The following is a 19,936-nucleotide window of genomic DNA, read 5'->3' as shown; positions in this document are numbered from 1 at the left end:
CGGACGTCACGTGGTTCCGGACGTCACGTGGTCCCGGACGTTACGCGGAGCCGGCCCCGGCCGGGGCCGGCGCTGCCGGGTCCCGCTCCGCCGGGGTCTCGGTGAGGAGGCCCGCCTCCGCGTCGCGCAGGGTCTCCACCTCGCGCCGGTACAGCCGGAACCACATGAAGAGCACGAACGCGGCGAAGACGAACCACTCGCCGGTGTAGCCGAGGTTCTGGAAGGCCTTCAGATCCAGCCCGGTGTTGGCCGGAGCCCGCGCCGGTACCGGAGTCATCCCGTCGGCGGGCGTCTGCACGGTCAGCCAGGCGTCGTACAGGCCGTACGGCACGATGTTGACGAGCGAGGCGGCTCCGATGACGCCGAGCTGCCCGGCCGGCAGCCCGCCCGCGGAGTAGACGCCCTTGCTGGTGGAGTTCTCCGAGGCCTGGAGCGCCCCCGTCACCTCGACCCGCCCGGTCGGCGGGGCCGGGGCCCGGCCCGCGTCGGCGGCTCCGGGGAGCCAGCCACGGACCACGGGTACGGCCTTGCCGGTGTCGGTCCTGAGCAGGGTCAGGACGTAGAAGCCGGACTTCCCGTCGAGCCGCCGCTCGGGTACGAGCAGCTGGTCGGCGTACTCCCCGGAGACCGAGGCGAGCCGTCCGGAGGTCCGCTTGTCCACCGGGAGCAGCGAGTCCAGCGGCGCGGCCCCCTGTTCGGCGGGGCGTGCGCTGGTCGCCTCCTTGTGGGTGTCGACGCGGTCCTCGAACCGGCCGAGCTGCCAGGTCCCCATGAACAGGCAGAAGGGGACGCCGAGCGCGACGAAGACGTTGATCCCCCACCAGCGCGGGGTCAGGAGAAACCGGTGCACCCCACCACCGTACGGGGGGTGCACCGGACCACCGGTGCCGGGGCCGGTGCCGGGGCCCGGCACCGGTGATCCGGCGGCCTAGCGCGGCAGGTGCTTCAGCGCGAAGTCGATCTCCATCCGGACCTGCTTGATCCGCTCCTCCACGACGAGCGAGCCGTGCCCGGCGTCGTAGCGGTACACCTCGTGCTCCGCCCCGCGGGCCGCCAGCCGGTCCACGTAGTTCTCGATCTGCTGGATGGGGCAGCGCGGGTCGTTGAGCCCCGCCGCGATGTGCACGGGCGTCTTCACCGCGTCCACGTACGTCAGCGGCGAGGAGGCCTCGAAGCGCTCCGGGACCTCCTCCGGGGTACCGCCGAAGAGGGTGCGGTCCAGGGACTTCAGCGCCTCCATCTCGTCGTGGTACGCCGTCACGTAGTCGGCGACCGGTACGGCCGCCAGCCCCACCGCCCAGGCGTCCGGGTGGGTGCCGAGGCCCAGCAGTGTCAGGTAGCCGCCCCAGGAGCCGCCGGACAGCACCAGGCGCGCCGGGTCCGCGAGGCCGGAGCCCACCGCCCATTCCCGTACGGCTTCGACGTCCTCCAGCTCGATCAGGCCGACCCGGTGCTTGAGGGCGTCGGTCCACTCGCGTCCGTAGCCGGTCGAGCCGCGGTAGTTGACGCGGACGACCGCGAAACCGTGGTCGAGCCAGGCCGCCGGGGTCGCGGCGAAGGCGTCGCTGTCGTGCCAGGTGGGCCCGCCGTGGATCTCGAAGATGGTGGGGAAGGGGCCCTCGCCGTGGCCGACGGGCCGCTGGGCGAGGGCGTGGATCCGCCCGCCGGGGCCCTCGACCCACACGTCCTCGACCGGTACGGAGCCCGGCGGCCGGAAACCGGGCGGGTCGAGCACGACCCCGCCCGCGGTCGACCGGATGACGGAGGGCTCGGCAGCGGAGGACCACTGGTACTCCACCGACCCGTCGGGCCGCGCCGTCGCACCCGACACGGTGCCCGGCGGCGTGTCCAACCGCAGCAGTTCCCGCGCGGCCAGGTCGTAGCGGAACAGCTCGCTGCGTGCCTCGTAGCCGTGCTCGATCAGCAGCGCGGACCCGTCGGGGTACCACTCGGCGCCGACGTCGCCCGGCAGGTCGACGGCCAGCCCCTCCTCGGTGCCCGCGGCCACGTCCCACACCATCGGCTCCCACCGGCCGCGCCGCTGGTGGCCGACCAGCAGCCGGGTGTCCCCCTCGACGGGTGCGAAGCCGAGCACCGTGAGGCCCAGCTCCTCGGTGCCGCCCTTGGAGTCGTCCAGCTCGGCGACGGTGGCGCCGTCCAGGGTGATCACGCGCAGGGACGAGTGCATCGCGTCGCCGTGCTCGGTGTGCTCGACGGCGAGCAGGGTCCCGTCCCGGGACAGGTCGCCGACGCCGGCCGACTCGCGGTGCCGGTAGACCACGGCCGGCTCCGTCCCGTCGGGCCGGACCACGTGGATCGTGGTCCCGTCCTCGTCGGTGGAGCGCCCCACGACGGCCGTCCCGTCCCGCCCGATGGCCAGCCCGGCGGGGTACGAGGCCTCCAGTCCGGGGGTGGCCGGCTCGTCGGGGCCGCCCGCGAAGGGCTGGCGGACCCAGGTGCCGAACTCGTCGCCGTCGGTGTCGGAGAACCACCAGACCCACTCGCCGTCGGGAGAGAGGGTGCCGTCGGTGGTCCCGTTGGGCCGGTCGGTGGCCTGCCGCTGGGCGCCGGTGGCACGGTCCCAGGCGTAGAGCTCGTAGGTCCCGGTGGCGTTGGAGACGAAGAGCGAGCGGTCGGGCGCGTCCTCGGCCCATTCGGGCAGTCCCACGCGCGGGGCCCGGAAGCGCTTCTCCCAGTCGGGCACGGCGGCGCCGTTCGTGGCGGCTTCGTTGGTGGCGGGGGTGGCGTGGGTGGCGGCGGTGTCGGGGGTGGCGTCAGTCATGCACCCCATGTAACCGGATCGGCCGCGGCCCGTCCCCCGAGATGCCGACGGGGCCGAACGGGCGCAGGGTGGTGTGCGTACGCGGTCCCGCGTACGAGGCTGTGCAGAGCCGGGTGAAGAGGCTGCGCAGAGCCCTGCGAACCTGCGGAGAGGAATGGCGGTCATGGCGAAGAAGGCGCGTACCGGCAAGCCGGCCCACCAGGATTCAGAGCGTGCGATGGCGAAGAACACCGCGGCCGAGGCGCGCGCGAAGGCCGCCGTCCGCGATGTGCACTCGATCGCCGCGAAGACCCGGGGCATGCAGCAGAAGGCCCAGGCCAAGCGGGGTTGAGAGCCGTAGGCTGACGCGATGCGGATGATCGTCCGGGGCGCCCGGCTGCTGCACAGCGAAGGCCTGCACGACGTCGAGGTCGCGGAGGACGGGCGGATCGCGCGCGTGCTCCCGTACGACGACCAGAAGGAGCCGCCGGCGACGGGGGTGCTGATCGAGGCGCACGGCGGCCTGCTCAGCGCGCCCTTCGTCGAGCCGCACATCCATCTCGACACGGCCCTGACGGCCGGAGATCCGCGCCCCAACGTCTCCGGGACCCTCTGGGAGGGCATCGCCTGCTGGAGCGAGCGCAAGAAGACCCTGACCCGCGAGGACGTGATCGCGCGGGCCACCGAGGTGCTCCGCTGGCAGGCGGCGCAGGGCGTCCTGCACGTGCGCACCCACTGCGACGTCACCGACCCGGCGCTGATCGCGCTCGACGCGCTGCTGGAGGTGCGCGACCGGGTCCGGGACGTCATGACCCTGCAGATCGTCGCCTTCCCGCAGGAGGGCATCGTCTCCTTCCCCGGAGGCGAGAAGCTGCTGCGCGAGGCCGTCCGGCGCGGGGCCGACGTGGTCGGAGCGATCCCGCACTTCGAGGACACCCGGGAGGACGGGGTGGCCTCGCTGGCCGTCGCCTTCCGGCTCGCCGAGGAGCAGGGGCTGCGGGTGGACGCCCACTGCGACGAGATCGACGACGAGCAGTCCCGTTTCGTGGAGGTACTGGCCGCCCACGCCCTGCGCTCGGGGCTGCGCGGGCACGTGACGGCCTCGCACACGACAGCGATGGGCTCCTACGGCGGCGCGTACAGCTTCAAACTCCAGCGGCTGCTCTCCCGCTCCGGGATCAACCTGGTCTCGAACCCCTTCGCCAATCTGAACCTCCAGGGCCGCTTCGACGCCTACCCGAAGCGCCGCGGCCTCACCCAGGTCAAGGAGATGCTGGCGGCGGGGGTGAACGTGGCCTTCGGCCACGACGACGTGATGGACCCCTGGAACGCGCTCGGCACCGGCAACCCGCTGCAGACCGCCCTCGTCGGGATCTACGCCGCCCAGCTCACGGGAGCCGACGAGATCCCGGTGGCCTTCGAGATGGTGACGGAGCGCGCGGCGCGGGTCCTCGGCCTCTCGCCCTCGGAGTACGGGGTCCGCCAGGGCAACCCGGCCTCCTTCGTGCTGCTGCCGGCCGAATCGCCCACCGAGGCCGTCCGCCGCCAGGTCCGCCCCCGCTACGTCGTCTCGCGCGGCACCGTCCTCGCCGAGACCCCGGCGGCTCCGCCCCGGCTGCTGGCCTGGCCGGGAGAGGAGGGGCCGTCGGAGGTGGACTTCCGTCCCCGCCTACGCTGACCTGCCATGACCTTTGTGACATGGACTCTTGACACTCCGTCGGGCCGGGCCGCGCTGGAGATCGCCACCGAGTACACGGACGGGGCGCTGCTGAACCACTCCGTCCGGTCGTACGCCTTCGGGGCCGAGTACGCGGACCGGCACGGGCTCTCGTACGACCGCGAACTCTTCTACGTCAGCGCCCTGGTGCACGACCTCGGGCTGACCGCGCCCTTCGACAGCCACACCCTGCCCTTCGAGGAGGCGGGCGGCCACGTCGCGCGCGTGCTCACGGCGGGGCTGGGCTGGCCCGCGGGGCGGCGGGCGCGGGCCGAGGAGATCATCGTGCGGCACATGCGCGAGGACGTCACGGCCACCGAGGACGTGGAGAGCCACCTGCTCCAGATCGGCACGACCGCGGACGTCTCCGGGGTCGGCGTCGGCGACGCCGACCCCGTCTTCACGGCCGCGCTGCTCACGGAGTACCCGCGCCTCGGCTTCGGCGACGCCTTCTTCGCGCTGGTCAGCGACCAGGCCGCGCGCAAGCCGCAGTGCGCGGCGGCGGCCTATGTGGCGAGCGGCGCGAAGGAGCGCATCGCGGCGAACCCGCTGGACCGGCGGGGCTAGGGGCCAGGGGCTTAGAAGAGCCCGAGGGTGTTGTCCAGGGACCAGGCCTGCCAGCCCATCGCGAAGAAGGCGACTCCGGAGATCAGGGCCATCATGAGGTTCTGCCCCTGCTCGCCCCAGTCGTGGATCATCAGGATCAGGTAGACCAGGTTGAGCAGCAGCCCGGCGAGCAGGGCTATCGGGGTCAGGAATCCGACGATGAGGCCGAGGCCCAGGGCCAGTTCGGCGTAGGCGACGAGGTAGGCCATGAAGCGCGGGTAGGGCTTCACGACGACATCGAAGCCGCGCGTGACGAACCCCCAGCGGTGCTTCTCGGCCACGCCGGCCGCCCAGCGGATGCCGCCTCCGCCGAACCAGTCCTTCTTGTCCTTGTGCCGCCAGCTCTCCAGCCACCACAGCCCGAGCCCGATCCGCAGAACGGCGACCCATTCGGGCCCGCCGAGCCAGATGGTCTGCATCCCCGGTTCCTTCCCTCGTTCCCTCACGATGATCTGACGATGTGTCAGTTTCGGGGGAAGGGGAGGGTCGTGGCAAGGGGTTGGCGGACGGCGGGCTTCAGCGGGCTGTGCCCTGAGTGCACATGACGGAGACCGCCTGGGTCTGGTTGTTGCCGAAGCCCCCGCGGTTCCATGGCGGTTGGAGCGGCTGCGTGCGCCCCGAGGCGTCGGTGGCGCGGACCAGGAGGGTGTGGCTGCCCGGCACGGCCGTCCAGTCGGCGTGCCAGCCCTGCCAGGCGTACGGGTGGCGGCCCTGCGGCAGCACCTCGGCGTCGGTCCAGCCGACGCCCCCGTCGGTGCTCAACTCCACGCGCACGACCGGCCCGTAGCCCGACCAGGCGCGCCCGGCGAGCCGCACCGGGCCGGGGTCCACGACCCGGGTGCGGGACATGAAATCGGGGAATCCGGGCGGGATCAGCAGGGCGCGCGGGGCGATCCGGGTGACGGGCTCGCCGGGCTCCTCGGGGCTCTGCTTGTACCGGTAGGCCGTGGCCTGCTGGTACCCGCCGAAGGCCGTGTCGACGAGTTCGATGTCGCGCAGCCACTTCACGTGGGCCATGCCGTACCAGCCCGGGACGACCAGCCGCAGCGGATGCCCGTGCTGCGGCGGCAGGGGTCCGCCGTTCATCGTGTGGGCGAGCAGTACGTCCTCGCCGGCGGGCAGCGGCAGGCTGCGCCGGTAGTCCTGCTCGACGCCCCGCTCCACCCCGTGGTCGGCGCCCGTGAACACCGCCTCCACGGCGTCCGGCGCCACCCCGGCCTCCGCGAGCACCGCGCGCAGCGGCACCCCCGTCCACTCGGCCGTCCCCACCGCCTCCACCAGCCAGGGCTGGCTGACCGGTCGAGGGGACAGCCGGGCCCGCCCGTTCCCTGCGCACTCCATGGTGACCCGGTGGGTCACGGAGGGGAGGGCTCGGAGGTCGTCGAGGGTCAGGTCGAGGGGGGTTCGGAGGTGGCCGTGGAGGGTGAGGTGCCAGGGGGTGGCGGCGGGGTCTGCGCCGGTGTCCGTGCCCGCGCCCGTGCCCGCGCCCGTGTCCGGGATGTCGTAGTGGACGAGTACGTAGTGCAGGCCGGCCGGGGTGACCTCGTACCGCATGGCCTCCAGGGGGAGCCCGTGGTTGCGTGCGGCGAGCGCCAGCTCGTCCTGGCCGATGCCCTCCCCGGGGGCGGCGATCCGGCCAGGGGGGCTGATCCCGGTGAGGGGGCGCTCCTCCATGGGCTGATGGTCCCGCGGTGGGGGCGGAGCCGCTACTCCGCGTGCGAATTCCGTAATCAGACGGTATGAATTGATCTGTCCCTTATGTGATCGGAGTGACGCGTGGACGACTATCCACTGCTCAACCTGTTCTGGACCATGCTGTGGCTCTTCCTGTGGGTCATGTGGTTCTTCCTGCTGTTCAAGGTGATCACTGACATCTTCAGGGACCACGAGCTGCACGGCTGGGGCAAGGCCGGCTGGCTGATCCTCGTGCTCCTGCTGCCCTACATCGGGGTGCTCATCTACCTGATCGTTCGCGGCAGGAGCATGAGCCAGCGCGACGTGAAGCAGGCCCAGGCGAGCGAGAAGGCCTTCCAGGACTACGTCCAGAAGGCCGCGGGCCCCCGCAGCAGTCCGGCGGAGGAACTCGCGAAGCTTTCCTCCCTCAAGGAGAAGGGCCACCTGACCCAGGAGGAGTTCGACAAGGCCAAGGAGAAGCTCCTGGCCTGAGGGCCGTCCACACTGCCCGCCGAACGGTGAACGTGAACGTGAACGGGAGCCCGGCCGCGATCTTGCGGTCAGGCTCCCGTTCCGGCGTTCCGGGGCGGGGCGGGGCGGGGCGCGGGCGGGCCCGCGGTGGTCAGGCCGTGGACGGGTCCGTGTCCGACAGCAGGTCGATCAGGGATGAGCGGGCCCGGGCCACGCGGGAGCGGACGGTGCCTATCGGGCAGCCGAGCATGAGCGCGGCCTCGGCGTACGGGAGGCCCATGAGCTGGGTGAGGACGAAGACCTCGCGGCGTTCGGCGGGGATCGCCGCCAGCAGCTCCGCGAGCGCGACACCGTCCTCGAAGCCGGGCACGCCGCGGGGCTGGCTCTGCTCGGCCGCGGTCTGCCAGTCGTCTCTGTCGGCGATCTTGGGGCGGGCCGCCTTGTGGCGCAGGCTGTCCACCACCGTGCGGCGCGCGATGGAGAGCAGCCAGGTGCGGGCGGAGGAGCGGCCCTCGAAGCGGTGCAGGCTGCCTAGGGCGCGCAGGAAGGTCTCCTGGGTCAGGTCCTCGGCGGACTGCGGGTCGGCGCTGAGGTAGGCGACGTAGCGGCGTACGTCGCGGTGCAGGGCGCGTACGAACTGGTCCACCGCGACGGGGTCGCCGTCGCGGGCGGCCAGCGCGAGGAGGGTGACGGCCTCGTCGGGGCCGGCGGTGCGGCGGGTGGGGGTGGGGAGCGTGGTGGGGGAGGGGAGCGTGGTGGGCGTGGGGAGGGCAGTGGGCGTGGGGAGAGTGGTGGGGGCGGTGGGGGCGGTGGGGGAGGTGCTCGGGCGGGTGAGCAGGGCAGTGGTCATCGCCTGGTGTCCTTCTGGGAATCCGGCCGGATTCGATGCCGCAGCGCGGGCCGTGGGCAGCACTGCAGCACTGCAGCACCGTGTCTGCGTCGGAAAAGCCGGAGCGCGGCATCGCGAGGCCGGGGAACGGGTGGTACGGCCTGCCGGACGGCATGACCGATGCCCGAGGCGCGGTACGGGTACGGGTGATCCGCCCGTGGCGCGTCGGGGAGCCGGCTGTCAGACGACAGCGATCCCGTGAGGTGGACCCCGTGAGGTGAGGGCGTCGGCGAGCAGCAGCCTGCGGGGCGTCCGGACCCGGTGGTTCCGGGCGCGGCGGACGCGGGGCCGGTGTGTGGGCGCGGGGAGCCGGAAGAGCAGGCGCAGCGGTACGAGGAACCGGGCGGCGACGGCGCGCAGGACGCGGAAGGCGCCGCGTTCGCCGTGCGCGAGCCAGAGGCCGCAGACCAGGGCGGCCAGGAGGTGGCCCGCGAGCATGCCCGTCGGGGACATGGAACCCATGGCGTGTGCGGTCGGAAGGGAAAGGGTCGTCGCGGTGGGTGCGGAGGCGTCGGCCATGCCGTGCATGCCGTGCATCCCGTGCATCCCGTGGGTTGCGGAGATCCCGTGTGCGTCGCTCCGCATGACCTGCGGACCGAGCGGGGATGGGGCCTCGCAGAGCAGGTACTGCGTCCAGCGGCGGCCCAGGGAGGCTAAGGAGGTGCCGGGTTGCTGCGGCTGTGCTGCCACGGCCTGGGCTAGGGAGAAGCCGCCGTGCAGGGCCGCCTGGACGCCGACGGTCGCGGAGATCACGGCCACGAGGCCGCGCTCCCGCCCGGCGAGGATCCAGCCGGTCGCCGAGGTTCCGGCGAACGCCGCGGTCATCCCCCACCAGGTGACGGAGGTACCCGACATGAGGATGTGCCCGAGGGACGAGAGCAGCACGCAGGTGGCCGCGAACAGCGCGGCCCGTACGGCTCGGCAACATCGACCGGGTGTCATGGTCGAGCCATCGTTGCACCGGCCGGGCGGGGGGCGACAGAGGGCATCAGGTTTTCTCATCGTCCGGAAATCGCGCACTGGTGGGGTGTGGCACACGCCACAACAAGCCCTGGGAACCCGGGCGTTCACTGGTCCGACTCCTGTCCCGGATCGAGGGCGAGAAGCGAGCAGTGAGTGCGGGGTGGCCGAGCAGTGGTGGATCGGAGCGGGTCGGCGAAGGCGCCCGGAGTGCCCGGAGTCCCCGGAGTCCCCGGAGTCCCCGGAGTCGCAGCGGTGGCCGAGGGGCCGACGGGTGGGCTCACGGCGCTGCTCACCGGTGCCATGGCCTTCTCGATGCTCCAGCTCTTCCTGCTCGGTGCGCTCGGTCCGCGGCTGGTGGGGGAGTTGGGGGTGTCGCCCGCGGTGCTCGGCTGGACCACCACGGTCGGGTTCGGGACGGCGGCCGTGCTGTCGCCGCTCGGCGGGAGGCTGGTGGACCGGATCGGGCCGCGCCGCTCCCTCGTACTCCTGCTGTCGGTGTCCGCGGCGGCGCTCGCGCTGATCGGTGCCGCGCCCGGCTCCGGGTTCCTGCTCGCTGCCGTCGCGCTGGGCGGACTGCCCCAGGCCCTGGCCAATCCGGCCACCAACAAGGCGATCCTCGCTGCGGTGCCGCCCGGCCGCCGGGGGCCGGTGACCGGCATGAAGCAGTCCGGTGTCCAGTTGGGCGCCTTCGCCGCCGGGCTGCCGCTCACGGCACTGGCCGGCGGGCTCGGCTGGCGCGGGGCGGTGTGGACGGCCGCCGCCACTGCCGCGCTGGCGGCGTTGTGGGCGCTGCGCGCCCTGCCAGCGGACCCGCGGTCGGGGCCGGCCGGGCCCCGCGCCTCGCTCGTCCCGCGGGGTGCCATCGCCTGGCTGGCGGTGTTCTCCCTGTTCCTGGGCTGCGGGATCGCCTCGGTCAACACGTACGTGGCCCTCTTCGGTGCGCAGCGGCTCGGCATGGGTCCCACCGCGGCCGGCGCGCTGGTCGCGGTGCTCGGCGCCGCGGGCATCGCCGGGCGGGTCGGCTGGTCCAAGGCGGCCCGGCCGGGGCGGGCCGAGTGGCTGCCGGGTGCCCTCGCGGCCGGCGCGGTGGGGGCGGCCGTCCTGCTGGTCGCGGCGCCGGGCGCGGTGCCGCTGGTGTGGGTGGCCGCGGTGGCCGTCGGGGTGTTCGCGGTATCGGCCAACGCCGTCTCGATGGTCCTGGTGATGCAGCGCTCCGCCCCCGGCCGGGCCGGTCAGGACTCGGCCCTCGTGGCCGCCGGCTTCTTCACCGGATTCGCCGTCGGCCCCCTGCTCTTCGGCCCCCTCGCGAACGCCGGCCGCTACGGGACGGGCTGGCTGCTGGTGGCGGGCGAGTTCGGGGTGGCTTGTGGGGTGGGGGTGGTGTGGGTGGTTCGGGAGCGGGTGGCGGATCGGAGTCGGGTGGTGGGTCGGGTGCGGGTGGTAGGTCGGGTGCGGGTGGTGGAGCGGGAGCGGAGTCGGGAGTAAGCAGGGGCGTTGACGGTTCCGGGGGGCGTCCCGGCAGTCCAGTGTCCTTTCGGTGTGGGCCGGTCCCTCAAGGGCGCTCCTGCGTCGCGTCGCTTCGCGATGGCCTTCGGCCACCCTTGACCGACCGACCCACACCGAAACGCCACAAGACTTCCGGGATCCCCCCGGGGAACGGCCGGGGGGAGGGTCTGGGAGGGGCGGGGCTGTGGGGGAGGGCCTCGGTGTGGGTGGGCGCGTCGGATCGCTACGTGCTCTCGCTTGGCTCGGCGGCTACCGGCCGTCCGTGGCTGGGAGGGAGCGACTGGTTGGGGGGAGGAAATCCGTTGGTTGGCAGGGGAGTTGGTGGTGCGCGGGTGGGTGGGTGGGCGGAGCGGGCGTTGGGGGAGGTTCTTGAGCAGGTGGGCGTTACGGGGGCCGATGTGGGCGGGCGGTTCCCGCTCTATGCGGATCCGGATACCGGGGAGTGGACTACGACCGGGCGGGGGTCCTGGGCCGGTGGGTTCTGGGCCGGGTTGTTGTGGTTGAGGGCCCGGTATACGGGTGGCGATGGTGACTGGGCCGCTGCCTCCGCGTGTACCGCGCGGCTGGGCGGCTGGGCGGATGCCGACACCTCGACGCGCGGGCTGATCTTTTGGTACGGGACCGCGCTGGCCTTCGAGGATGCCGGGGCGGAGGCGTTGCGGGGGCGGGCGGCCGGGGCTTGTTCCGCGGCGGTGGACGGGGAACTGGGGCTGTTGCCCTGGGGGGCGGCGTTCGGGGGGAGTCGGCTTGTGGCCCGGGTGGACGGGTTGCCGGGGACGGTCGCGCTGCTCGGTGACGTCGGTCCTGCGGCGGCGGCCTCGCATCTTCAGCGGCATCTGGACCTGTGCCTTCTCGGGGCGGAGGTCTGCCCGGGCCGTGACCTCGTACCGGCCTGGTCCTACGAGGGGGAGGCGGGCTGGGTGGCGTGTGCGGAGCCGGCGCGGGGGTGGAGCCGGGGAGCGGCCTGGCTGTTGCTCGCGCTGGCCGACGCACTGCACCGGCCTGATGTTGCCGCGTGCTTGCCGGGGGACCCGCGAGGGCTGGCGGAGGGGCTGGCGGAGGCGTGGGCGGGGCCGGGGGCACCCCTCGTACCGGGTGCGGGGCGGGTGGACGGGCCGTTGGACACGTCGGCTGCGGCGGTCATGGCCGTCGCGCTGCTGAAGTTGTCCCTGCTTCCCGGGCCCCGGGGCGGGGTGTACGCGCAGCGTGCGGCCGAGATCCTGGAGCACCTGGTCGAGCGGCACGTTGTTCGGGGACGGCTGCTGGACGGTTGTTATGACGCGGAGAAGGGGATCGCTCCGAGGCATCAACTGGTGTGGGGGGACTTCTTCTTGGCGCTGGGGTTGGGTGGGGTGGTTGGGCTGGTCGACCTTCGTGCTGTGTGACGAATTATGGAGATGTATTCGTGATTCTCTTGTGTGCAACCTCTCCGCCGGGGGTGCAAGTCGATCAGGGCATGGCCTCTTCCCAAGTACTCAGCAAGGGGAGCTCCTCCGCGCTCCTCGGCTCCGACTGCCTGATCATCAAGCAGGGTCAGCGGCGTAGCGAGATTCCCCTGGAAGCCCGTGCAGGAAGCCCGTGCGGGCGGCGGCACGGTTCTCCGAGTGGTTCTCACCGATGGAGCCGTGCATCGGCTCGACGGCGGCAACGCGACGGCCACCGAAGCGTTCTGTGCCGCTCTCAACGAAGCCCTGCCCGAGGTGCGGAACCCGGCGGGCGGTTCCCACGGGGGCGGAGCCCTCGGTGATCAAGGCCGATCCTGGTTTTCGTGGCCGGCTGCATCGGCTTCGTCGCCGGCTCCTACGCGTTCACCGATGTCGAGGGGCGGAGTACTTCCACCAGCCCATGGTCGGACGCTCGGCGGAAGCCGTGGAGGTCGTCTACGATCCGCGGCGGCCCACGGACAACGTCTCCAGGCGGCCTCTCCCCGAGGTGGTGTTGATGTACTTCTTCGGCTCGCTCTCCTCGTTCGGGTTCCTCGCCATGGGGGTGTTCATGGTGGCCGCCCCCTTCATGTGACACGTCTACGTCTTGTATGCGCTGAGCACCCTGCGGGCCACCCCCGTGATGTGCAGTTCGTCCGGGCCGTCCAGGATCCGGGCCGTGCGGCCCGAGCGGTAGAGGGCGGGGAGGGGCGTGTCGGGGCCCAGGCCGGCCGCGCCGTGGATCTGGATGGCCGCGTCGGTCACCTGCTGGAGCATGCGGGCGGCGGCCACCTTGGCCAGGCCCACCTCCACGTGCGCGTCCCCTCCGGCGCTGATCCGGGCCACCGCCTCGTGGACGAGCGGCCGGGTGGTGCGCAGCGCCAGGAGCGATTCGAAGACGTGGCTCTGTACGAGTTGGTGGCTTCCGAGCGGACCGCGCGATCCGGTACGGGAGTTCACGCGTGCGCACATGAGGTCGAAGGCGCGCTGTGCCTGGCCGAGCCAGCGCAGGCAGCGCAGGGTGCGGCCCAGTTGGAGGCGTTCCGCGGCGAGGGCGAGGGCCTGGCCGCGTTCGCCGAGGAGGTGGTCGGCGTCCACGTGGACCCGGTCGAACTCGATCTCCCACTGGCCGGCCGCGCCCAGTACGGGCAGTTCCCGTACCACCCGGAATCCTGGCGATGAGGTGGGCACGACGAGGAGGGAGAGTCCCGTGCGGTCTCCCGGCTGTCCGTCGGTGCGGGCCAGGACGGTGACGAGGTCGGCTTCGGCGGCGTGCGAGGTGAACCACTTGCGGCCGCTGACGGTCCAGCTGCCGTCCGGCTGTTCCACCGCGCGCGTGGCGGTGAGGTACGGGTCGGTGCCCGGGGTCTCCGGGTCGGTCATGGCGTAGCAGGCGCGCAGGTCGCCGGCCGTGAGGCGGTGCGGGTACAGGGTGCGTATCCGGTCGCTGCCGTGCCGCCACAGCATCGTCGCGTCCAGCAGGGGCGCGGACCCCAGTGCGGCCGGGCCGTGGTCGCTCGCGCCTTCGGCTTCGGCGAGGAGCGCGTAGCGGGTCAAGTCGAGTCCCTGGCCGCCCAGTTCCCTGGGGAGGGGGAGGGCCCAGAGGCCTTCTTCCTTGGCCCTGGTCCGGAGTTCCCGCAGGGCCGCCGCCGCGGCGGGGCCGCCCGCGTCGAGGACGGGTTCGCGGGGCATGACCTGCGTCCGGACGAAGTCGGTGATCTGTTTCTTCAACTTCTGGTCGGTGGGGGGTGGTTCGGGGGGTGCGTGTGGCGCCCTTCCTTCGTGCTGCGGCACTTGGTTCTCCATCACTTTCCTCCGGCACGTCGGGAACCCGTGGGAACGGCAGTCCGACTGCCTTCCCGTGGAACTGGTCGGGCGGACCCGCCCCTTGGTTCCCGCGTACGGGATCACCTGCGGCGCCGGCCGATCGCCGGGCCGGGAGAAGAGGAGAGGCATGGCGTCACCCGCCGTCACCCAGACCGCTCGGCCGCTCGACTGGCTGCGTTTCACCGCCTCGGGACCGCCCGCGCTCGCCGGACCCGTGGCCGGGCACCTGAGCCTGCTCGGAGCGGTCGCCGGGGATGCCGGGCCCGACGCGGGGGGCGACCCCGGGGCGGCCCGCGTCACCCTGGCGGACGCCGGCTCCGGCCTCCGCGCGGCCGCCAGCGTCGCCTGGGCTTCGCCGGAAGCGGCCCTGGGGGGCGTCACCGACGAGGCGACCGCGCAGGCCGCGACCGGGATCATGGCGGTGCACGGGCGCCGCGACGGCCTGCCGCGGGGGCTCGCCGTCGACTACGCCACCGCTGCGACGGCCGTCCTCACCACGCAGGGGCTGCTCGCCGCCCTGCTGGCCCGGGCCAGGGGGTGCGAGGGCGCCGCCGCGCAGCCGCACACGTACGTGGACCGGGCCGGGCTGCTGGTCGTGTCCCAGTACCTCGCCGCGAGCGGCGCCGACGAGGGCGAAGCCGCCGAACTGGCTCCCGGGGGGCCGCCCTTCGCCGCGGCCGACGGCACGCTCTTCGAGCTGGAGACCCTGGATCCGGGTGCCTGGGCGGGGTTCTGGCGGGCCCTGGACGCCCCCGACGACGCGGTACGGGCCGGCTGGCGGCCCTTCCAGTTCCGGTACGCCACCGCGTGCGCGCCCTTCCCCGAAGCACTGCACGCCACCGCCCGGGCCCACGGCTGGCAGCGGATCCGCGAGGCGGCGGCCGCTTCGGGGGCCGAGGTCTGCCGGCTGCGGAGCCTGGAGGAGCGGGCCGCCGAGGACGACGGAGCCGCCCCCTGGTCCCTGGCCCCGTACGGCCCCGGTGGCGGTGCCCGGAAGGCGGCGCCTTCCGCGCCGGGTCCGCTCGCCGGGATGACCGTCCTGGAGGCCGGGCGTCGCGTCCAGGCGCCGCTCGCGGCCCATCTGCTGGGGCTGCTCGGCGCCGAGGTCGTCCGGATCGAGCCGCCGGGCGGCGACCCGCTGCGCGGCATGCCGCCCGCCTGTTCGGGGATCTCCGCCCGCTGGCTGGCCCTGAACCGGGGCAAGCGTGCCGTGGAGATCGACATCAAGTCGCCCGGCGACCGGCTCCGGCTGGCCGAGCTGGCTGCCGGAGCCGATGTGTTCCTGCACAACTGGGCCCCGGGGAAGGCCGCCGAGCTGGGCCTGGACTCCGCCGACCTGGCGCGGGCGAACCCGGTGCTCGTGTACGCGTACACCGGCGGCTGGGGCACGGGCCGGATCGCCGATCCGCCGATGGGCACGGACTTCATGGTCCAGGCCCGCACCGGCGTCGGCGAGGCCGCCCGTCCCGAGGGCGAGGTGCCCGCGCCCTCCCTGATGACCCTGCTCGACGTGCTGGGCGGGCTGCTCGGCGCCGAGGCCGTCCTCGCGGGGCTGCTGCTGCGCGAGCGCACCGGACGCGGGGTCCGCGTGGACTCCTCGCTGCTCGGCGCCGCCGACCTGCTCACCGGCCCGGCCCTGCTCCGCGCCCGGCGCGGGGAGCGCGGCCGCCGGCCGGCGGGTTTCCGTACGCCCCTGCGCACCGCCGACGGCTGGATCGCCCCGGCCGATGCGGACGCCCGCGCGGCGGCCGGTCAGGGGCTCGCGGAGCTGTCCACCGAGGACGCCCTGACCGCGCTGCGGGCGCGCGGACTCGGCGCGACCGTCGTCACCACCGACCTTGCCCACCTGCACCACGACCCGCGCTTCGCCGGCTCGATCAGCCGGGACGCGCACGGTGCCCCCGCCGTTCCCGACCCCTGGAGCTTCGTATGACCGTCGCACTGCACGATCTGCTGCCCGTGGGCCTGCGCCGCTCGTGGGCGGTCGACGGAACCTGCCCCGACCTCGACCTCTACAGCCTCTTCCGGGCCCGCCAGATCGCCGACCTGCACCACACCGCGGTCATCGATGCCAAGGGCACGCTCTGCTACACCGCGCTCGACCGCAAGGTGCGATGTCTGGCCACCGGCCTCGCGGAGCTCGGCGTACGGCCCGGCGACGTGGTCGGCGTCCAGCTCCCCAACGGCCGCAACGCGGTCATCGCGGACCTGGCGCTGGCCGCCCTCGGAGCGGTGGCCCTGCCCTTCCCCGTGGGCCGGGGCGGCCAGGAGGCCCGCTCCCTGCTGCGCCGTGCCGAGGCCGTCGCGGTGATCGCCGCCGTGGAGCACCGGGGTCACCACCACGCCGCCGAACTGCGGGACCTGGCCCCCGAACTGCCCGCGCTGCGCCATGTCATCGCGGCCGGCGGAGCGGCGGGCACGGAGCCTGAAGGAACGATTCGGCTCGCGGCGCTGCTGCGCTCCGACCCCGCCGCCTTCGTTCCCGCCCGGCCCGACCCCGACAGCGCCACCCGCATCCTGGTGTCCTCCGGTTCCGAAGCGGAGCCGAAGATGATCGCGTACTCCCACAACGCCCTCGCCGGCGGCCGCGGCAACTTCCTCGCCTCGCTGATGCCCGACGGGACCCCGCCGCGCTGCCTGTTCCTCGTACCGCTCGCGTCCGCCTTCGGCTCCAGCGGCACCGCGGTCACCCTCGCCCGGCACGGCGGCACCCTGATCGTCCTCGACCACTTCACCCCGGAGGCGGCCCTCGCGGCGGTGCGCGAGCACCGGCCCACGCACGTCCTCGGGGTGCCCACGATGATCCGCATGATGCTCGACCGCCTGGAGGCCGAGGCGGCAGGGGCCGAGGCGGCCGGGGGCGAAGCCGTCCCGCTTCCGGCACCCACCGCGCTGATCCTCGGCGGCGCCCCCCTCGACGAGACCACGGCCGAGAGCGCGAGCCGCGCCTTCGGCTGCCCGGTCGTCAACCTCTACGGCTCGGCCGACGGGGTCAACTGCCACACCGGACTGGGCGCATCGGCCCCGGAATCCGAGGGCACGGGCATCGCCGCCGGCCGCCCCGACCCCCGGGTCGCCGAGATCCGGATCACCGACACCGAGACGCACGAACGGCTCCCCGACGGCGCCATCGGGGAGATCATCGCCTGCGGCCCCATGACCCCCATGTGCTACGTCGCCTCCCCGGACCTGGACGCCCTGTACCGCACGCCCGAGGGCTGGGTCCGCACCGGCGACCTCGGCTTCATCGACGAGGACGGGGTCCTGCACGTCGTCGGCCGCCTCAAGGACATCGTCATCCGCGGCGGCGCCAACATCAGCCCCGCCGAGGTGGAACGGGAGCTCTCCTGCGACCCCCTCGTCCGCGACGTCGTCTGCGTCGGAGTCCCCGACGAGGTGATGGGCGAACGCCTCGCCGCCTGCGTCGTCCCCCGCGGCGCGCAGCTCCCCACCCTCGACTCCCTGGCCGGACACCTCACCCTGCGCGGCCTGGAGCGCCGCAAGCACCCCGAGCACCTGCTGCTGATGGCGGAGCTCCCGCTCACCCCGGCCGGCAAACCCGACCGTGCGGCGCTGCGCGCCCGGGCCCGCGGAGCCGCCGCGACCGCCGCTCTCACCGCCGGGACGCCCGCCGGGGTGGGCGCGTAGACGAGGGCGGGGCGGCCCTGTGCGGACCGCCCCGCCCTGCTCCGACCTGCTCCGCGGCTACGCCGTTTTGGCCATGGCCTTCTTCAGCTCGGCCCCCGCGTTGCGGTAGACCGGCAGCAGGTCCAGGTCGTTCCCCGGGTAGTTGACGATCTCCACCTGGCGCGCGCCGGAGTCGGGCAGGACGGTGCCGGTCGACATGTGCGCGTTGTCCAGGACCAGCGCCGGCTTCTTCGCCGACAGCTCGGCCAGCTGCGCCGGGGTCACCGCCTCGGGGCCGTAGGTGCCCACCGTGGTGGCGCCCGCCAGCTTCGCGGACCAGCCGGTGAACACCTGGCTCACGACCGACGGGCTCGTGCCACCGGGCCAGGCGGCCCGGACCTCCGTCGCCACCCGCCCGTACTCGGCGTCGAAGTCGGCCGTCCACTTCGCGGCGGCGGCCTGCGTGCCGAACAGCGCGCCCAGCCTGGTGACTTCGGCCTTGACCTTGTCGGCGTCGTTGTCGAGGTCCACCTCCACCAGCTTCGCCTTCGACCCGGCGGCCTCCTTGATCTTCGCGGCGTACGGTTCGAACGGCGCGTAGAGCACGAAGTCGGCCCCGGCGACGGCGGCGAGGTCGGAGGGCTTGGGGTCGTAGTCCGGGGCGTGGTGCACGGACTGCGGCACGATCACCTTCACGTCCTGCGCGCCCGCCGCCTTGGCGAAGGCGCCCTCCCAGGTGGTCGTCACGACGACGTTCACCCGGGACGGCGCGCCGCCCCCGGCGGAGGCGGAGGCGCCGCCGCCACCGCTCCCGTCCTCGGTGCCGCAGCCGGCCACCAGGGCCAGGGCCGAACTCAGTGCGAGGAGGAAGGTGATGCGGGCCGAGCTGGTGCGGACGCGGGTTCCGGGCGCCATGAGCGGATTCTCCGTTCGGGTACGAGGTGCACCGCGAGGACGAGCGCCCCCGCGGTCAGGACGAGGACGGGCCCGGGGGGCCAGTCCAGCCGGAGGGCGATGAGGAAACCGGTCAGGTTCACGAAGACGCCGATGCCCACCGCCCACCCGGTGATCGATTTCAGCGAGGTGCCCAGCCGGCGCGCGGCCAGGGCGGGCAGCAGGGTCAGCGCGTCGACCAGCAGGGCGCCGGTGAGCTTGATGGCCCCGGCGACCGCGACGGCGACGAGCACGAGCAGGACGGTGGTGAGCGCCCGCACCGGCACGCCGGAACACTGCGCGAGCTCACGGTCGTACAGCAGCAGCGCCACCTCGCGCCGCCGCCACCAGAACAGGCCGGGCACGAGGACGGCCAGCACGCCCAGCACCACGAGATCGGCGCCGCCGACGGACAGGATCGAGCCCCACAGCAGCGCGAACGCGCCCGAGGCGTTCACCCCGGAGACCGCGAGGAGCAGCAGCGCGGCGGCGATCGCCAGGCTCATCAGCAGCCCCATCGCCCCGGACAGCCCGTCCGGGGTCCGGGCCAGCGGCGCGACCCCGGCTCCGGCCAGCGCGCAGGCCACCAGCGCGCACAGCATGGGATCCAGTCCGGTGAGCAGTCCGACGGCGATGCCCAGCAGGGCGACGTGCATCATCGCGAAACGCACCGGCATGATGTCCAGCCCGACGATGACCACACCGATCACGGGCAGCCCGACGGCGGCCAGCAGCAGGGCGAAGCCCGCCCGCTGTACGGGGGCCAGTTGCAGCAGGGTGCCGAGGTCGGCGGCCGCGAGGGTGGCGCTCACCGGACCTCCCGCAGTCGTCCGGCGGCCATCTCCAGGACCCGGTCGCAGCGTTCCGCGAGCGCCCGGTCGTGCGTGACGACGACGAGCGTCACGGGCAGCGCGGCCAGTACGTCGGCGGCCTCGTCCTGCCCGGCGAAGTCCAGGGCGGCGGTCGGCTCGTCGGCGAGCAGGATGCCGGCCCCCGCGGCCACGCAGCCGATCGCCCGGGCCAGGTACATGCGCTGCAACTGCCCGCCGGACAGGGTGTGCAGCGGCCTTCCGGTCAGCGGCCCCACCCCCAGCCGGTCGGCGGCCTCGGCGGCCGCGCGGGGCTCCCCGCTGCTGGCGAGGAGTTCGCCGCCCAGCAGTGGGAAGCGTCCGGCGGCGGGCTTCTGCGGGATCCACGCGCACGCCCGCCGCCGCCAGGCCGGGTCGCCCGTACGGCCGCCGACCAGGATCTTCCCGCTGACCTGCGGGTGCAGTCCGAGTACGGCGCGCAGCAGGGTGGTCTTGCCCGATCCGTTGGTGCCGGTCAGCGCGACGCGCTCGCCGGCGGCGATCTCCAGGTCGACGCCGGCCACGGCCTCGACCCGCCCGTGCCGGCAGCCCACCCCCTCCATCCGCACGTCCAGCCCGCCCATCCCACGCCCCTCCGCTGTCACCGGCCGTCCCTCCGCGTGGAGTTGGTCGGCCGGAAGGGGCCCGCAGTTCCGGCGATCGGCGATCTGCCGGTGGCGGGCCGGCAGG

At 73.7% G+C, this 19,936-nt stretch carries 19 protein-coding genes; 9 read left to right on the top strand and 10 right to left on the bottom strand.

Going from position 1 to position 19,936, the window contains the following annotated elements; all coding sequences use genetic code 11:
* Positions 1-40: 40 nt before the first annotated feature.
* Both AC3IX6_RS16615 and AC3IX6_RS16610 read right to left on the bottom strand, forming a co-directional pair.
* Positions 41-850 (bottom strand): SURF1 family protein, encoded by an 810-nt coding sequence (locus tag AC3IX6_RS16615; RefSeq protein WP_489370877.1) that lies wholly within the window; start codon positions 848-850, stop codon positions 41-43.
* Between the two features lie 78 nt (positions 851-928).
* Complete coding sequence (locus AC3IX6_RS16610; RefSeq protein ID WP_489370875.1) at positions 929-2,782, bottom strand: S9 family peptidase; 1,854 nt, start codon at positions 2,780-2,782, stop codon at positions 929-931.
* Between the two features lie 163 nt (positions 2,783-2,945).
* Between AC3IX6_RS16610 and AC3IX6_RS16605 the strand changes: the two genes are divergently transcribed.
* The 3 genes from AC3IX6_RS16605 to AC3IX6_RS16595 are packed head-to-tail and all read left to right on the top strand — an operon-like array spanning position 2,946 to position 5,045.
* The gene (locus tag AC3IX6_RS16605) at positions 2,946-3,113 is read left to right on the top strand and encodes a hypothetical protein (protein WP_489370874.1); all 168 of its coding nucleotides are present in this window, start codon (positions 2,946-2,948) and stop codon (positions 3,111-3,113) included.
* A gap of 18 nt (positions 3,114-3,131) precedes the next feature.
* Complete coding sequence (gene codA / locus AC3IX6_RS16600) at positions 3,132-4,439, top strand: cytosine deaminase (protein WP_489370873.1); 1,308 nt, start codon at positions 3,132-3,134, stop codon at positions 4,437-4,439.
* Between the two features lie 6 nt (positions 4,440-4,445).
* Positions 4,446-5,045 carry an HD domain-containing protein gene (locus AC3IX6_RS16595; protein ID WP_489370872.1) on the top strand — a complete coding sequence of 200 codons (600 nt, stop codon included), beginning with the start codon at positions 4,446-4,448 and terminating at the stop codon, positions 5,043-5,045.
* Between the two features lie 11 nt (positions 5,046-5,056).
* Here AC3IX6_RS16595 and AC3IX6_RS16590 read toward each other — a convergent pair whose 3' ends face one another.
* Together AC3IX6_RS16590 and AC3IX6_RS16585 are read right to left on the bottom strand one after the other, a co-directional pair.
* The gene (locus AC3IX6_RS16590; RefSeq protein WP_489370871.1) at positions 5,057-5,503 is read right to left on the bottom strand and encodes a DoxX family membrane protein; all 447 of its coding nucleotides are present in this window, start codon (positions 5,501-5,503) and stop codon (positions 5,057-5,059) included.
* A 97-nt stretch (positions 5,504-5,600) separates the two neighbouring features.
* Complete coding sequence (locus AC3IX6_RS16585; protein WP_489370869.1) at positions 5,601-6,758, bottom strand: sulfite oxidase; 1,158 nt, start codon at positions 6,756-6,758, stop codon at positions 5,601-5,603.
* 102 nt (positions 6,759-6,860) lie between these two features.
* Here AC3IX6_RS16585 and AC3IX6_RS16580 point away from each other — a divergent pair, with 102 nt between their 5' ends.
* The gene (locus tag AC3IX6_RS16580; RefSeq protein WP_489370868.1) at positions 6,861-7,250 is read left to right on the top strand and encodes an SHOCT domain-containing protein; all 390 of its coding nucleotides are present in this window, start codon (positions 6,861-6,863) and stop codon (positions 7,248-7,250) included.
* 130 nt (positions 7,251-7,380) lie between these two features.
* On the opposite strand, the gene AC3IX6_RS16575 is transcribed toward AC3IX6_RS16580, so the two are convergent.
* Both AC3IX6_RS16575 and AC3IX6_RS16570 read right to left on the bottom strand, forming a co-directional pair.
* On the bottom strand, positions 7,381-8,079 hold the full coding sequence (locus tag AC3IX6_RS16575) for a sigma-70 family RNA polymerase sigma factor (protein ID WP_489370866.1): 699 nt from the start codon (positions 8,077-8,079) through the stop codon (positions 7,381-7,383).
* Between the two features lie 219 nt (positions 8,080-8,298).
* On the bottom strand, positions 8,299-9,060 hold the full coding sequence (locus AC3IX6_RS16570) for a hypothetical protein (RefSeq protein WP_489370864.1): 762 nt from the start codon (positions 9,058-9,060) through the stop codon (positions 8,299-8,301).
* Between the two features lie 321 nt (positions 9,061-9,381).
* Here AC3IX6_RS16570 and AC3IX6_RS16565 point away from each other — a divergent pair, with 321 nt between their 5' ends.
* From AC3IX6_RS16565 to AC3IX6_RS16555, 3 genes are all read left to right on the top strand, one after another.
* The gene (locus AC3IX6_RS16565; protein ID WP_489371470.1) at positions 9,382-10,566 is read left to right on the top strand and encodes an MFS transporter; all 1,185 of its coding nucleotides are present in this window, start codon (positions 9,382-9,384) and stop codon (positions 10,564-10,566) included.
* Positions 10,567-11,336: 770 nt separating this feature from the next.
* Entirely contained in the window at positions 11,337-11,972 is a 636-nt protein-coding gene (locus AC3IX6_RS16560; RefSeq protein WP_489370863.1) for a hypothetical protein, read from the top strand.
* A 460-nt stretch (positions 11,973-12,432) separates the two neighbouring features.
* Complete coding sequence (locus tag AC3IX6_RS16555) at positions 12,433-12,606, top strand: hypothetical protein (RefSeq protein WP_489370862.1); 174 nt, start codon at positions 12,433-12,435, stop codon at positions 12,604-12,606.
* A 5-nt stretch (positions 12,607-12,611) separates the two neighbouring features.
* On the opposite strand, the gene AC3IX6_RS16550 is transcribed toward AC3IX6_RS16555, so the two are convergent.
* Positions 12,612-13,742: an acyl-CoA dehydrogenase family protein gene (locus tag AC3IX6_RS16550; protein ID WP_489370860.1), complete on the bottom strand. Its 1,131-nt coding sequence runs from the start codon at positions 13,740-13,742 to the stop codon at positions 12,612-12,614.
* A 223-nt stretch (positions 13,743-13,965) separates the two neighbouring features.
* Between AC3IX6_RS16550 and AC3IX6_RS16545 the strand changes: the two genes are divergently transcribed.
* A complete protein-coding gene (locus AC3IX6_RS16545) occupies positions 13,966-15,771 on the top strand; it encodes a CoA transferase (protein WP_489370858.1) in 1,806 nt (601 codons plus the stop codon).
* Entirely contained in the window at positions 15,768-17,486 is a 1,719-nt protein-coding gene (locus tag AC3IX6_RS16540; RefSeq protein ID WP_489370857.1) for a class I adenylate-forming enzyme family protein, read from the top strand. The genes AC3IX6_RS16545 and AC3IX6_RS16540 overlap by 4 nt, the downstream gene beginning before the upstream one ends.
* 57 nt (positions 17,487-17,543) lie before the next feature.
* On the opposite strand, the gene AC3IX6_RS16535 is transcribed toward AC3IX6_RS16540, so the two are convergent.
* Genes AC3IX6_RS16535 through AC3IX6_RS16525 form a run of 3 tightly spaced genes read right to left on the bottom strand, consistent with a single transcriptional unit; the run spans position 17,544 to position 19,830 of the window.
* On the bottom strand, positions 17,544-18,380 hold the full coding sequence (locus tag AC3IX6_RS16535) for a metal ABC transporter solute-binding protein, Zn/Mn family (RefSeq protein ID WP_489370855.1): 837 nt from the start codon (positions 18,378-18,380) through the stop codon (positions 17,544-17,546).
* On the bottom strand, positions 18,320-19,210 hold the full coding sequence (locus tag AC3IX6_RS16530; protein WP_489370853.1) for a metal ABC transporter permease: 891 nt from the start codon (positions 19,208-19,210) through the stop codon (positions 18,320-18,322). Before AC3IX6_RS16530 ends, AC3IX6_RS16535 begins: the two co-directional genes overlap by 61 nt.
* Entirely contained in the window at positions 19,207-19,830 is a 624-nt protein-coding gene (locus AC3IX6_RS16525) for a metal ABC transporter ATP-binding protein (RefSeq protein WP_489370851.1), read from the bottom strand. Before AC3IX6_RS16525 ends, AC3IX6_RS16530 begins: the two co-directional genes overlap by 4 nt.
* Positions 19,831-19,936 lie beyond the last annotated feature (106 nt).

The organism is Streptomyces sp. GL_141 (genome assembly GCF_057834385.1).
This window is presented reverse-complemented; position numbering and strand designations above follow the sequence as displayed.